The 13,319-nt window shown below is 63.9% G+C and carries 12 protein-coding genes; 6 read left to right on the top strand and 6 right to left on the bottom strand.

Annotated elements, in window-relative coordinates:
- Positions 1-12: 12 nt before the first annotated feature.
- Positions 13-870 carry a DUF2145 domain-containing protein gene (locus tag FSY59_RS11605; RefSeq protein ID WP_003059298.1) on the bottom strand — a complete coding sequence of 286 codons (858 nt, stop codon included), beginning with the start codon at positions 868-870 and terminating at the stop codon, positions 13-15.
- A gap of 21 nt (positions 871-891) precedes the next feature.
- Positions 892-1,398 (bottom strand): hypothetical protein, encoded by a 507-nt coding sequence (locus tag FSY59_RS11600; protein WP_003059300.1) that lies wholly within the window; start codon positions 1,396-1,398, stop codon positions 892-894.
- A 187-nt stretch (positions 1,399-1,585) separates the two neighbouring features.
- On the opposite strand from FSY59_RS11600, the gene FSY59_RS11595 reads away from it, so the two are divergent.
- Positions 1,586-2,359 carry a DUF3047 domain-containing protein gene (locus FSY59_RS11595; protein ID WP_003059302.1) on the top strand — a complete coding sequence of 258 codons (774 nt, stop codon included), beginning with the start codon at positions 1,586-1,588 and terminating at the stop codon, positions 2,357-2,359.
- Positions 2,360-2,369: 10 nt separating this feature from the next.
- Here FSY59_RS11595 and FSY59_RS11590 read toward each other — a convergent pair whose 3' ends face one another.
- Positions 2,370-4,322: an MFS transporter gene (locus FSY59_RS11590; protein WP_148728987.1), complete on the bottom strand. Its 1,953-nt coding sequence runs from the start codon at positions 4,320-4,322 to the stop codon at positions 2,370-2,372.
- 105 nt (positions 4,323-4,427) lie between these two features.
- Positions 4,428-5,228, bottom strand: coding sequence for a hypothetical protein (locus FSY59_RS11585; RefSeq protein WP_148728986.1), 801 nt, complete (start codon positions 5,226-5,228; stop codon positions 4,428-4,430).
- Between the two features lie 110 nt (positions 5,229-5,338).
- Here FSY59_RS11585 and FSY59_RS11580 point away from each other — a divergent pair, with 110 nt between their 5' ends.
- The 5 genes from FSY59_RS11580 (at position 5,339) to FSY59_RS11560 (ending at position 10,812) form a co-directional block, all read left to right on the top strand.
- On the top strand, positions 5,339-6,070 hold the full coding sequence (locus tag FSY59_RS11580) for a helix-turn-helix transcriptional regulator (RefSeq protein WP_003059305.1): 732 nt from the start codon (positions 5,339-5,341) through the stop codon (positions 6,068-6,070).
- A gap of 199 nt (positions 6,071-6,269) precedes the next feature.
- A complete protein-coding gene (locus tag FSY59_RS11575) occupies positions 6,270-6,674 on the top strand; it encodes a YXWGXW repeat-containing protein (RefSeq protein ID WP_003059306.1) in 405 nt (134 codons plus the stop codon).
- Positions 6,675-6,884: 210 nt separating this feature from the next.
- Positions 6,885-7,895 carry a tripartite tricarboxylate transporter substrate binding protein gene (locus tag FSY59_RS11570; RefSeq protein WP_148728985.1) on the top strand — a complete coding sequence of 337 codons (1,011 nt, stop codon included), beginning with the start codon at positions 6,885-6,887 and terminating at the stop codon, positions 7,893-7,895.
- Between the two features lie 181 nt (positions 7,896-8,076).
- On the top strand, positions 8,077-9,540 hold the full coding sequence (locus FSY59_RS11565) for an NAD(P)-binding domain-containing protein (RefSeq protein WP_003059308.1): 1,464 nt from the start codon (positions 8,077-8,079) through the stop codon (positions 9,538-9,540).
- Positions 9,541-9,657: 117 nt separating this feature from the next.
- Positions 9,658-10,812, top strand: a complete 1,155-nt coding sequence (locus tag FSY59_RS11560; protein ID WP_148728984.1) for a peroxidase-related enzyme — start codon at positions 9,658-9,660, stop codon at positions 10,810-10,812.
- Between the two features lie 239 nt (positions 10,813-11,051).
- Here the strand turns inward: FSY59_RS11560 and FSY59_RS11555 are convergent, their stop codons facing one another.
- Both FSY59_RS11555 and FSY59_RS11550 read right to left on the bottom strand, forming a co-directional pair.
- A complete protein-coding gene (locus tag FSY59_RS11555; RefSeq protein ID WP_148728983.1) occupies positions 11,052-12,302 on the bottom strand; it encodes an FIST N-terminal domain-containing protein in 1,251 nt (416 codons plus the stop codon).
- 72 nt (positions 12,303-12,374) lie between these two features.
- Positions 12,375-13,244: a PhaM family polyhydroxyalkanoate granule multifunctional regulatory protein gene (locus tag FSY59_RS11550; RefSeq protein ID WP_148728982.1), complete on the bottom strand. Its 870-nt coding sequence runs from the start codon at positions 13,242-13,244 to the stop codon at positions 12,375-12,377.
- Positions 13,245-13,319 lie beyond the last annotated feature (75 nt).

The raw sequence follows: 13,319 nt of genomic DNA, 5'->3' as shown, positions 1-13,319 counted from the left end.
CAAGGCTCAAGCTCATTGCACAGTGCGCACGGCCGATGCGAGTTGCGTGCGCTGCAACCACTGGGTCACGGAGTCCACGGTCACCGTCTCGATGCGGCTGGCAAATCGCTTTTCATTCGGATGATCGTCAAACGCGATATTGGCTGCCGTCATGCGCCCGCCCAATCGCGAGAACGCGCGAATGATGAGCGCGCTGGGCTCGTAACCCTTGGCCTGCAGCCAGGCCTGAGCCTGTGCGCGATTCTGAATCGCCGCCGGCTCCATGGCCGCGGCCAGCGTCTCGGTGGCCCATTGGTTCGACTGCTGGTACTTGCTGCTCCAGACATAGCTGACCATGCTGTAGGGTTCGTTTTGCAGGCGCAGCACCGTGGGAGCGCTCAGGAACTTGAGCAAGGCCTGCTGCACCGCCGGCGTCGGGATCTGAATGGCGGCTTCGTAGCGCCACATATCGTCAAGAAAGAACTCGCCCAGGCCCTGGCGGTAGATATGGCCAGATGCAGTGCCGCACTCATTGAGCTTGTGCGCCACGCGCCAGGGGCCGGCGGGTGTTCTGTAAGCCCAGCCATAGTGGGAATACTTGAGATCGTATTTGCTCAAGTCCTGTCCTTGCCGCGCCAGCAGCACGACCTGGGTGCCGTTCTTCTGAAACTCGGCATCCAGCGCCTTGGCGGTACGCGCAGCCAGATTCAGCCCCTTGGCCATGACATCGGCAGTCAGCGGCCGGTCCTCACAGCTGCGGCCGGCCTGGGCCGAGCCTGCCCAGGCAATCAGCGCAGCGCCCAGCGCCAGCACCACAGGGCCGCGAATAGGCATGCCTGCGCGTTGAGCAGGCGCCATGGCTTGTACAACGCTTGTCGGTTCCTTGATCATGCGAGCCTCCAGCTTCTTGAGTTACAGACGCTCGTTGTGCATCAGCGCCTTGCCGATTTCGTTGGGGATAAAGGCCAGCACCTTGCCTGCCGTGGACAGAATCACGCCGGCTGCCGTGGCGCTGGTCTGCACCACTGTGCCCACGCCGACCGACAGGGCGCCAGCGGCCTGGCCAGAGACCTTGACCACGGCCGAGGTGCCGTCGGCCACATTCTTGAGCACATAGGTCACGCCTGTGGCACTGCTCTCCACGGCCTCAACGATCACGGATGCGCCGGCGGCCGACAGAAACAGGGGTATTGCCACGACTTCCTCCGAAGCGCCACCCGATACCGCTGCAACCACCGATGCCACAGGCAGGGCCGACAGCACCAGAGAGGCTTCGCTCTGGGCGTGGACTGCGCTGCCGCCCAGCAAGGCAAAGGCCGCGCCCAGGGCGCACAGGCTGTTGCGAAGAGGACGGATAAAGGTCAAGACGTTGATCACAAATGGCTCCCGATGGTTGTTGAAATGAACCGCTATTTCCATGCGGCGACAAACGAATCATCCACGCACCCGAAACTTTGGCCCTGTGTTTTGTCAAAATTGGCACTTGGCAGATCTTTCAGTATCTCAACCCGATACTTTCAGTCCGCTGCTGCCCCCGAACCGGTGGCAGTGTATGCATGCTGTCCGATTTCCGCGCCCACAACTTTTAAAAATCATCAGGCAATCCATGCGGTTTCACTCTCAGACCTCTGCCCAGCGCAAACCTTCGCCTTCGCGGACCTGGCTTGCAGCAGCGCTCGCCACCATCATCTCCACCCTGGCTGTCCCTGGCCTGGCACAGGGCAGCGGCATTCCTGCTTTTTCGCAAATGCCGCCGGGCCCGCTGGGCGGGCCCTGGCACTTTGCCACCCTGCCAAACAAGAACCCGACGGCCTTCAATGTGGTGGACCAGGATGGCGGGCATGTGCTGCGCGTGAGCACACATGATGCTTACGGCAATATGGTGCACAGCCTGCAACAGGCTGCCGCGCCCGATCTGCAGCTGCAATGGCGCTGGCGCGTGGATCAGCTGATCGACAAGGCCGATATCAAAACCAGGGCCGGCGACGATGCGGCGCTCAAGCTCTGCGTGTCCTTCGACTTTGACAAGTCGCAGCTGAGCTTTGGCGAACGGGCCAAGCTGCGCCTGGGCAGAATCAGCACCGGAGAGGACATCCCGGCCGAGACGCTGTGCTATGTCTGGGACAACAAGCAGCCCGTGGGCACGGTCATGCACAACGCGTTCACGCATCGCATGCGTTACATCGTGCTGCAAAGCGGTGACGCACACAAAGGCCAGTGGGTGACGGAGCAGCGCCATCTCTCCTCCGACTACCGGCAGGCCTTTGGCGACGAATCCCAGGCCATGCCCACCATCATCGGCGTCACCGTCTCGGCGGACTCGGACAACACCCATGGCGAAGGACTTGCCTACCTGGGTGATATCCGGCTCGCGCCCTGACCATCCGGCCTCAACGCCGGAGCAAATCCGCCACGTTCTGCTGCAGCAGGGCCGGCGTGACCGCAGCAGCCGCCACGGGCTCGCCCACTTCCAGCCCCACGCGGTTGAACAGGCCGCGGCGCAGCGGCTTGACCATGGCCACATTCCTGCCGCCGCGCCACTCGATTCGGCTGAAGTAGGAGCCCCAGAGATTGGTCAGCGCCATGGGAATGACGGGAACCTGCAGGCCGTCGTCTCGCGCATGGTCGAGAATCTTCATGATGCCGCCCTTGAAGGACTGCAGCTGGCCGTCAGAGGTGATGCCGCCCTCGGGGAAGATGGCCAGCAGATTGCCCTCGCGCAGCACCTCTGCCGCCCGAGCAAACGCCGCTTCATAGGTCGCAGGATCCTCCTTGTGCGGCGCGATCGGAATCGCCTTGGCCAGCTTGAACAACCAGCCCAGCACCGGCGCCTGGAAGATGCGGTGATCCATCACAAAGTGAATGGGGCGCGGGCTGGCCGCCATGAGCAAGATGGCGTCGACAAAGCTCACATGGTTGCAGACCAGCACGGCCGCGCCATCGCGCGGAATATGCTCGTCGCCACGCACCTTGAAGCGGTAGACAAAGTGGGTGATGACCCAGGCCACAAAGCGCAGCAGATATTCGGGCACCAGCAGGAACACATAGAGCGCCACGATGGCGTTGGCGATGCCGGTGATCAGAAACACCTGGGGAATGCTGCAACCTGCGGCCAGCAGGGCGCCGGCCAGCACGGCCGAGGCAATCATGAACAGCGCGTTCAAAATATTATTGGCCGCGATGATGCGCGCACGGTGCGTGGGCTGGCTGCGCATCTGGATCAGCGCATACATCGGCACACTGTAAATGCCCGCCGACAGTGCCAGCAGGCCCAGATCCAGCATCACACGCCAGTGCTTGGCCTCTCCAAAAAAGGCGTTCACGCCCATCAGCTCGGACGGCGGCAGCGCGCGCGTGGCGAAGAACAGATCAATCGCAAACACGCTCATGCCAATCGCACCCAGCGGCACCAGGCCGATCTCCACCTGGCGACGGCTGAACACTTCGCACAGCAGCGAGCCAATGCCGATGCCCACCGAGAAGATCACCAGCAGCAGCGATGCCACATGCTCGTCGCCATGCAGCACCTCCTTGGCAAAGCTGGGAAACTGCGAGAGAAACACCGCGCCGAAGAACCACATCCAGCTGATGCCCAGCAGCGAGCGGAACACCACGGGCTGCTGGCGCGCCAGCTGCAGGTTGCGCCAGGTTTCGGTGAACGGGTTCCAGTTGATGACCAGGCCCGGATCGGTGGCCGGCGCGTGAGGAATGAACTGCGCGCAGATGCGGCCCACGACCGCGACGGCCACGCAGGCCATGGCGACCTGCATATGGCCGACCTGCGGCACGGCGATCAGCAGGCCGCCAGCGACCTGACCCAGCAGGATGGCGACAAAGGTGCCCATCTCCACCATGCCATTGCCGCCCGTGAGTTCGCGGTCGTTGAGCACCTGGGGCAGATAGGCGAACTTGACGGGACCGAACAGCGTGGAGTGCAGCCCCATGAGGAACACGCACAGCAACAGCACCGGCACATTGGCCTGGATAAAGCCCCAGGCAGCGATCAGCATGATGCCGATTTCAAGATTCTTGACCAGGCGGAACATGCGGGTCTTGTCCCACTTGTCGGTCAGCTGACCCGAAGTGGCCGAAAACAGCAGATAAGGCAGGGTGAACAGCGCACCGATCACCAGACCCGCCATGGAAGGCGGCAGCCACGAAACGCTGAGCTGATAGGTGACCATCACCGTGAAGGCGAACTTGAAGAGATTGTCATTGCCCGCACCGGCAAACTGCGTCCAGAAAAACGGCGCAAAGCGGCGCTGGCCCAGCAGGGCAAACTGGTTGGGGTGGGCATGCTGCTGTGCAGCGGCGGCCGTATGCACGGTCGGCGTGGAATTCATGGATCTCTCCCTGTGGCGCTGCTGGCATTGTGCCAACTTGCCCGGATTTTTTTGTAGGTTTTATGCGGCTGACGCTTGTTGAACATGCGCCAGCCGCTATGAATATTACGATTCACGCCACTGCTGCAAGGCACGCAGCACAGGCCACGCGGCGGCGGCGGCCACCCAGTGCTTGAGGCTGTGGCCGGAGATTGCGTGCGCGGTCACATCGAACACATCGCCATCCGACAGCTCCAGCAGCTTGGCCACGAGGTACAGACCGATCACCCAGCCCAGCTCCACGGGCAGCGCGTGACGACGCGGCGCCACAAAGGCCAGCCACAGGAGAACGAGCATGCCGCCGCCCTGCACCAGCACCCAGGGCAGCACATTGCTGGTCTGCGCCCAGACCGCCACGCTGGCGGGTGCCGCCACCAGCAATACCCCGGCAGTGATGCGGGCGCTGATGTCGTCAATGCGCGTCTGCACCGCCAGACCCAGCAAGCCGGCGAAAGCCAGGCTCATGCCCAGCCGGTCCCAGACCAGACTCGAATCCTGCGGCGCCCAGTGATACCAGGCCGAGCCCGCCCCCGAGCACAGCAGGCCCGCAAAGAACAGGGCGCACAGGGCACGCGCCGTACCATTGAGCTTCTGATAGTCGGCACGCCGCAGCGCATGCCCGCCCGCCAGTCCGGCCAGCACAAACCCCAGATTGCTCAGCACATCGGCCGCATGCGGCAGACCCAGCCAGCCGCGCCGGTCGGCAAAGGCGTGATAGTGCTCGGGCTGGGCCATGCCGGGCATCAGCAGCGCCAGCGTGAACAGCAAGGCCATGCCCCCGAACAAGGCAAAGCGCTGCTCCAGCGTGCCCGAGGTCTCGGGGCTCGTCATTTCCACGTTCGTGATCGATGAGGTATGCAGTTGCATGGCGCTTCCTTGTGTGATTGCTGCGCAGTATGGAAATCAGCCCAAGCAGCGGCATCGATCTTCTAAACTTGCGCCATATCGCTGCACTGCCAGTACTACCAACCGATACCATGAGCACGACCGCCGACCTCGTCACCGCCATCAAGAAAGAACTCAAGGCCGCGCAGATGACCTATGCCGACCTGGCCCAGTCCATAGGCATGGCCGAATCCAGCGTCAAGCGCATGCTGGCCAAGGGCGACATGCCGCTGTCGCGCATCGACGAGATCTGCCGCGCCCTGCACCTGGACTTTGCCGATCTGGCGCGCAATGTGGCCGACAGCCGGCCTCTGCTGCAGCAGATCACGCGCGAGCAGGAGATTGCCGTGGTTGCCGACCGCAAGCTGCTGCTCACGGCCATCTGCGTGCTCAGCCTGTGGACGCTGGAGCAGATCGTCGCCACCTACCGCATCAGCGAGCCCGAGGGCATCGGCTATCTGGCACAGCTGGACCGCATCGGCATCATCGAGCTGCGTCCCGGCAACCGCTACAAGCTGCGCTTGGCCAAGACCTTCCGCTGGCAGACCAACGGCCCGGTGATGGACTTCTTCCGCGAGAACGCCGTGCTGGACTACTTTGGCGGCACTTTTGCCGGCGAGGACGAGACCATGCTGCTGGTGCATGGCTCCATCGCCCCCAGCCTGGCGCCCAGCTTCGTGGAGCGCATCCAGCGCATCGGTCAGGACTTTTCGCAGCAGCATCTGCAGGATCAGCGCCTGGGGCCCAACAAGATCGAGGGCTACACCCTGGTGCTGGGCATGCGCAAATGGGAGCTGCCCGCCTTTGCGGCCTTGCGCCGGTAGACCATCACTCCCAAATATGTAGCTAAATGCGCTTGCTGCATCTGCATCATCCGCCTGTTATATACATTCTTCACCAAGCAGACACACAAGATTGCAAGACTTCGCACAGCGGCAACCCACGGTTGACGCTGGCCTTCCAACATGGAGCCCAAGGGATGCCTGAACCACCGGCAACCCGCTACCCATGAAGGAGGCGTATATGCTGACAATCCGCAACACCATCCATACCGTCGCTGCCGCAGGCGCACTCGCCTTGCTGGGCTTTGCCGGTAGTGCACAGGCCCAAAGCGCTTACTGGGCGGGTGCCAGCCAGGGCGCCTATGTGAACGTGCAGTTCAACGCACCGCCCCCGGTCCGCTATGAAGCCGTGCCCGCTCCGCGCCGTGGCTATGTCTGGGCTCCTGGCTACTGGGAGCCGCGCGGCCACCGCCATGTCTGGCGCGCCGGCCACTGGGTGCAGAACCGCCCCGGCTATGTGTACCGCCAGCCCGTCTGGGTGCAGCACGGCAACCGCTGGGACTACCGCGCCAGCCGCTGGGACAGGGATGGTGACGGCGTGCCCAACCGCCATGACCGCAACCCCCACAACCCCTATCGCCGCTAAGCGCCTGTTAAAGCTTTAAGCCTTGATCGCTCCCTCCGCTGGCCCCTCCGAGTCATCACTTTCCAGCGGATTTCAGCCCGTGTTTCGCAAGAGATACGGGCTTTTTTGCATTAACCCCACGAGCTTAATGCTGCATAAGCATATAGAAGCAAATCATTAAATTACGGACACAATTCACAGCATTCAAGGTTCCTCTGGACAAGTCCCATCATGCGTTTGCTGCCCCGTTTCATCTCCGGTCTTGTTGCCACAGCAGCGGCCACCGCCCTGTTTCCCCTGGCCAGCCAGGCGGCCGACCCGGGCGCCGCCAGCTATCCTCATCAGCCCATCACCATGATCATGGGCTTCAACGCAGGATCGGGAGTGGATGTGATCGGCCGCGTGGCGCAGGAGCCGCTGGGCAAGACCCTGGGCCAGCCCGTGATCATTGACTACAAGAGCGGCGCCGCCGGCAATATCGGCAGCGAGTTCGTGGCCCGTGCCAAGCCCGATGGCTACACCATCTACTTCGGCACCGCCGCCACCCATGGCAGCAATGCCGCGCTCTACAAGAAACTGCCGTTCGACGTGGAAGCCGACTTCGTGCCCGTCGCTCCACTGGTGGACGTGGCCAATGTGCTGACCATCAATCCCAATGTGATCAACGTCAAGAACCTCAAGGAGTTCGTTGACGAGGTCAAGGCCCATCCCGGCAAGTACAACTATGCCTCCACCGGCAATGGCGCAGGCACCCATATGGCGTTTGCCGAGTTCAACTCGCGTCTGGGCCTGGACATGGTGCATGTGCCCTACAAGGGCGGCCCCGAAGCCATCACCTCGGTGCTGCGCGGCGAGACCTGCTGCATCATGAACCAGGTGCAGACCGTGCTGAGCCACTACAAGGCCGGCAAGGTGCGCCTGCTGGGCGTGACCACGGCCAAGCCCGTGGAAGCCGTCAAGGAAGTGCCCACCATTGCAGCCAGCGGCCTGCCAGGCACCAAGGGCTTCAACAGCTCCATCTGGTTCGGCATCTTCGCGCCCAAGGGCACGGACCCGGTGATCATCAAGAAACTCAACCTGGCGGTCAACGACGTGCTCAAGCAGCCCGAGGTGCGCGAGCGCTTTGTCTCCCAGGGCAACGCCATCCGCGAAGAGACACCCGAGCAGTTCAAGAAGACCGTGCATGAAGATCGCATCAAATGGGCCAAGGTGGTCAAGGATGCCAAGATAAGTATTGATTGACACCCTCTGAGCCGCTGCGCGGCTTCCCCCTCTCTCGATGCGTTGCATCGAGAGGGGACGGCTCCTTCGCCGCGAGGCGGCTCTTGCTCGGAGCCCTGGCTTGTATCGTGCCAGTATTGCGTTATCGGTGTTTGTTTGATGCGTCTGCGGCTCCAGCCTCAGGCGCTTTTGGGTTTTAGCTATGTCAATTTCACCTTCTACGACAGCCGCCACATCGGGACTGGCAACGCTGGAAGAACGCCTGCGTGACGACTTCGTCACTCTGGGCTGGCCTGCCAAGGCCTGGATTCCCCCTTCCACGCGCAAGGAACTGCCGGTGCATGAGGTGCTCGTCATCGGCGCCGGCCAGGCCGGTCTCGCGCTCAGCATGGCGCTGCAGCAGGTCGGCATCAAGCCTGTGCTGCTGGACAGGTCCGCGCCGGACTTCGAAGGCCCGTGGGCCACCACGGCGCGCATGGAAACCCTGCGCTCGCCCAAGGAGCTGACCGGCCCCGCCATGGGAATTGCAGCCCTGTCCTTCCGCGCCTGGTTCATCGCCCAGTTCGGTCCGGATGCCTGGACGGCGCTGGACAAGATCCCGCGCCTGCAGTGGATGGACTATCTGCGCTGGTACCGCCGCGTGACCAACGCTGATGTGCGCAACGGCCATGAAGTCGTTGCCGTGCGCCCGCAGGCCGATGGCGTGGTGGAAGTCGATGTCAAGGCCAATGGCGTGATCGCCACCTGGCAAACCCGCCGCCTGGTGCTGGCCACGGGCCGTGACGGTCTGGGCGGCGCAACGGTTCCCGCCTTCATGCGGGGCGTGGACAGGAAGTTCTGGGCCCATTCCTCCGACGCAATGGACTACGCCACGCTGGCCGGCAAGCATGTGGGCGTGGTCGGTGCCGGCGCCTCGGCCATGGACAGCGCAGCGACGGCTCTCGAAAACGGCGCAGCCAGCGTGGACATGCTGATCCGCCGCCCGCAGCTGCCGCTGATCAACAAGTCCAAGGGCTCGGGCGTGCCCGGTCTGACCCACGGCCAGTATCTGCTGCCCGATGCGTGGAAATGGCGCATCCGCCACTACATCAACGCCCAGCAGGTGCCGCCCCCACACGGCAGCACGCTGCGCGTCTCGCGCCATGACAACGCCTTCTTCCACCTGGGCTGCGCAGTTCAGAGCGTGGAAAAAGCGGGCGACAAGCTGCAGGTGCGGACCTCGGCCGGCGTGTTCGTGCTGGACTTTCTCATCGTCTCCACGGGCTTTGCCATCGACTGGAGCCTGCGTCCCGAGTTTGCCGACATAGCGCCGCACGTGAAGCTGTGGAACAGCCGCTTCACGCCCGAGGCCGCCGATGAGGATGCCGAGCTGTCGGCATCGCCCGATCTGGGGCCGCTGTTCGAGTTCCAGGGCGAGCTACCCGGTCTCGACCGGATCCACTGCTTCTGCTACCCCGCTGCGCTCTCGCACGGCACGGTGTCGGGCGATATTCCCGCCATCAGTGACGGAGCGCGCAAACTCGCGCAAGGTCTGGCCTCGCTGTTCTATCTGAACGATATCGAGCAGCACTTCGACAAGCTCAAGGCCTATGCCGAGCCCGAACTGGACGGCACGGAATGGACCGCCGCCGACAGCGCTGCGCGCATCCGCCAGCTGCAACCCTGAAACCAGCAAACACGACTTGAGACAAGACCCGAAGCCGCAGGCAGTACGGAAGTACGACCAGGCTTCGCTACGATGTATCAAGGCTTGTGTTGGCGGCATTCAATCAAGAGACTTCGCATGACAGACACCATAGACCGACTGGCCGGCCTCGAACAGGGCAGCCCCACATTCACCACCCGTCACGAGCGCGAAAAAGTCGCTCTGGCCACCCAGGCCTGCGAAGACCTGCTGCTGGGCAATCAACTGGACAGCGCGCTGACCCAGGCCGAGCGCCTGGTGCTGGCCGCCGAGCAGGCCCGCGTCAGCGGCGTGAGCACGCTGGAAGCCGAATACCGCAGCCGCGCCGAGGCCCTGGGCCAAGCCATCACGCCCGAGCTGCGTGCCATCCTCGATCAGCCCGGCGCCCAGACCGGCAATGCGCGCCTGGACGCCATGCTGCACTTTGTGCGCACGCTGGCCCTGAACCCGGCCCAGAGCGATCAGGCCGCGCTGCTGGCCATTCCGGCCGCTGGCCTGTCGCTCAACGACACCGTGCTGCTGGCCCAGCTGATCGGCTTTGTGGCCTATCAGGCCCGCCTGCTGGCGGGTGTGAAGGCCATGGGCGAGCTGGGCGGCGTGACCGAAGCGCCTGCCACCCAGCCTGTCGATGCAGCACCCTTTGTCCACCCCGCCAACCTGCCGCCGCCCGGCGAGCCGCTGCGCCGCAACGGCTTCACCAGCGAGACGCTGGACTGGAAGGCCTGGCTGCAGGTGCTGGACCCCGGCACCGCCACGCCCGAGCAGCAGCAGGTGCTGGAGGTCAGCCACCCCAAGGCCAAGAGCATGGACTTCTACCTGCTGCTGGCCCGCCAGCCCCAGGTGCTGCTGGAGCGCTCCCAGGCCTTCAACGCCATCATGTATGCGCCCGGCGGCCTTTCCCGCGCCGAGCGTGAAGTGGCAGCCACTGCCGTCTCTCGCTCCAACCGCTGCGTGTACTGCGCATCGGTGCACGCTCAGCGCTTCGAGCAACTGGCCAAGCGCAACGATGTGATGGCCCAGCTGTTTGACGAGCCTGACACTGCCGGCACCAATGCCCGCGAGCGCGCCATCATCCAGGCTTCGCTGACGCTGACGCGTGCGCCGGGCAGCTTTGGCCCGCAGCAGCTGCAGCCGCTGCGTGATGCAGGCCTGTCCGATCTGGAAATCCTGGACATGCTGCACTCGGCCGCACTGTTCGGCTGGGCCAATCGCCTGATGCTGAATCTGGGTGTGGAGCTGTATTCAACCCCCTGAGCGGCTTTGCCGGGGCGGCCCCGCCGCTTCCCCCTTTCTCTACGCGCTGCGCGCTACGGGAGGGGGACGACAGCTTCGCTGCGCGGCAGCGCTTGCTTGCCATGTCTTTGTTGGGCTGCGCCGGTTTCGGGGCACCCCATATTTTTTTATAGCTGCTTGTGCTTTCCAGCTAATGATTTCAGCATCAATTGATTCTGAAATCCTTTTAAATAAAGCGATAGAAGCTATCAAATTTCATACTATTTGCCGGTAAACACCGTCAGCACGCCGGCCAGCTGATGCACATGCGCATCCATCAGCTGTGCCTCGGCCACCAGACCGATCAGGGGCACCGGCCCCAGCGCATGGCGCAGCAGCTTGAGCTCGGCATCGACGCCGCCAAACAGCTCGCTGCCCCGCCCCTTGCTGCTCACATAGATGGCACCGCGTACATGCTGCGGCACGGCCGCCTCGGCCATGGTTTCGAGGCCGGCATCGGCAAAGTCGGGCTGCAGCGCATCCTTGAGGGCCGCGCCCATCTGCATCAGCTCATGGCGTGCCGCGCTGCTCTGGCGCTGGCAGAAGATCACCGTATGCTCGGCCTCCACGGGCGACGACAGCGCAATGCCCTGGCGCACCGGGTCCAGCCCCACGATATGCAGCACCTGGGCCTCGTCGGTCAGCGCGCCACGCTCCAGACCCCGGCCCAGCGGTGCGATCGCCGCCTGGGTCTTGCGCAGCTGGGACAGCGCAGCCTGCCAGCCGCCGCCGGCGCTGGGGCTGGCTTCCACATCCAGCATCTGCAGCAGTCGGGGCAAGGCGGGCTCGCCTTCCAGCTCCAGCACCACCGGGCCCCTGGCCTCGGTAATCGCAAGCCCCGTGTCCAAAGGCGCACAGCCCTGGGCCAACCTGGAGGTGCAGGCCACGTCGGCATCGAAGGCCACCCCCGAAAAGCCGGCATGAAAAATGCCGACGCTGGCCTGGGCGCGCAGCCGGGGCAGATCTTCGGCGCGGCAGGCGAACTGCACACCCTGCTCGCTGCTGAGCGCCCCAAACAGGTTTCCCGAGCTGATGCGCTCGGACAGCTCCAGCAGCAGCTCTGCCAGATCGGGCTGGTCGATGCTGGAGTGCACCAGGGCCGAATGGGCTTCGAATCCGGCTTCGGCGCCGCTTTGCGCCAGCGGCGCCACACCGGAGTAGACGCGGTAATGGGCGGCGGGCAGGTCCAGCAGCATCACCGCCAGCGAGGAGCTTTCGGAATACTCATGCTCCATGGCCAGCACGGCATGGCCGGAGCTGCCCACCCAGTCGGTGACCTGGGGCAGCTCGCGCGCCAGCAGCGCCAGCAGTTGCTGCGCATGGGGCACCAGTCCCTGGGCGATATAGATCAGACCCAGGCGGTGCGGCTGCAGCGACTGGCGCAGCAGTTGCTCGCGCAGTTGCAGCACGACTTGCTCTGCCGCAGTGCGCCAGTCTTCATGAGCGGCATGAGCGACGGGAAACAATGACATAAGCCCTCCTGTTCTTGCTGGGGCGTGGATGCCTTGCAAGCACGATTTTCCACCTTGGCGGGAAGGGATTGCTCAGGGCTTGCGCGAGGTAGCAGAGGTTTTGGCTGCCGTCTTTTTGGCGGCAGGCTGCTTGGAAGCAGTTTTTTTAGCAGCTGCCGTCTTGCTGGCTGCCGTTTTGGGTTGAACGGTCTTGGCCGCCGCCTTGCGTGCAGGCCTGGGCTCGGCTGCCGCAGCGCTCTTTGCCGCACTTTTTGCTGCAGCTGCAGCGCCAAGGCCGCCGGCCTGTGCCATCACCTTTTCCATGGTGGACTTGGCAAAACCGCTGGCCATCTCGGTCGCGCGCTGGGCTGCGGCCAGGGTCTCGGGAGGAACGGGCTCGGCCATGGCCTTGGCGGCAATCTGCTGGAACTGCTGGGTCAGCGCGCCCCACCATTGCATGGCCTGGCTCAAGCCGGCCTGAGAAGGCGGCTCGGCCTGGGCCTTGGCATCCGCCTCGGTCGTTGCGGGTTCTGCCTCGGGCTCCGGCACTGGCGCCGCTGATGGCTCTGCGGCTGCCGTCCTGGCCGAGGCGCTGCCCATGGGCCAGCCGGTATTGCCGGTCGCAGCGGGCTCGGCCGGCGCTGCACCGGGGAAAGGAAAGGACTTGGCCAGCTCGCTCATGCTGACATTCATGTCCTTGAGCGTGGACAGCGTCATGCGCTGCACTTCCAGCGCCTGGATGGTGGCAGCCAGGGCGCGGCTGTTTTGCTCCAGCCAGAACTGCACGGCCTTGAGCTCGGCAATGCGCTTGTCCACCTCCTCCACGCTCACCGTGGGGGCCACCCATTGGGGCACGCGGCCCATGGGATTGGCCGCAGCGCCAGCGCTCTGCGCCAGCCCCTGCAAAAAGTCAAAGCCGGGAATGAACTTGCCGAAACCAAATGCCGATGCGTCACCGCTCATAGTGCTCTCCGCTGCAGGGATGGATACCAGAATCCGCATCCGGACAGGGCCGGATGCGGAACTAGCTTACTGCAC

Source organism: Comamonas sp. Z3 (assembly GCF_008121565.1).
GTDB classification, from domain to species: Bacteria; Pseudomonadota; Gammaproteobacteria; order Burkholderiales; family Burkholderiaceae_C; genus Comamonas; species Comamonas brasiliensis.
Note: the sequence above shows the minus strand (reverse complement) of the source record. Positions and strands in the feature narration are given on the sequence as shown.

Excerpts from the sequence above, each read along its gene's own strand:
- FSY59_RS11605 (WP_003059298.1), bottom strand. The coding sequence starts at position 870 with ATGATCAAGGAACCGACAAGCGTTGTACAAGCCATGGCGCCTGCTCAA.
- FSY59_RS11600 (WP_003059300.1), bottom strand. The coding sequence starts at position 1,398 with ATGGAAATAGCGGTTCATTTCAACAACCATCGGGAGCCATTTGTGATC.
- FSY59_RS11595 (WP_003059302.1), top strand. The coding sequence starts at position 1,586 with ATGCGGTTTCACTCTCAGACCTCTGCCCAGCGCAAACCTTCGCCTTCG.
- FSY59_RS11590 (WP_148728987.1), bottom strand. The coding sequence starts at position 4,322 with ATGAATTCCACGCCGACCGTGCATACGGCCGCCGCTGCACAGCAGCAT.
- FSY59_RS11585 (WP_148728986.1), bottom strand. The coding sequence starts at position 5,228 with ATGCAACTGCATACCTCATCGATCACGAACGTGGAAATGACGAGCCCC.
- FSY59_RS11580 (WP_003059305.1), top strand. The coding sequence starts at position 5,339 with ATGAGCACGACCGCCGACCTCGTCACCGCCATCAAGAAAGAACTCAAG.
- FSY59_RS11575 (WP_003059306.1), top strand. The coding sequence starts at position 6,270 with ATGCTGACAATCCGCAACACCATCCATACCGTCGCTGCCGCAGGCGCA.
- FSY59_RS11570 (WP_148728985.1), top strand. The coding sequence starts at position 6,885 with ATGCGTTTGCTGCCCCGTTTCATCTCCGGTCTTGTTGCCACAGCAGCG.
- FSY59_RS11565 (WP_003059308.1), top strand. The coding sequence starts at position 8,077 with ATGTCAATTTCACCTTCTACGACAGCCGCCACATCGGGACTGGCAACG.
- FSY59_RS11560 (WP_148728984.1), top strand. The coding sequence starts at position 9,658 with ATGACAGACACCATAGACCGACTGGCCGGCCTCGAACAGGGCAGCCCC.
- FSY59_RS11555 (WP_148728983.1), bottom strand. The coding sequence starts at position 12,302 with ATGTCATTGTTTCCCGTCGCTCATGCCGCTCATGAAGACTGGCGCACT.
- FSY59_RS11550 (WP_148728982.1), bottom strand. The coding sequence starts at position 13,244 with ATGAGCGGTGACGCATCGGCATTTGGTTTCGGCAAGTTCATTCCCGGC.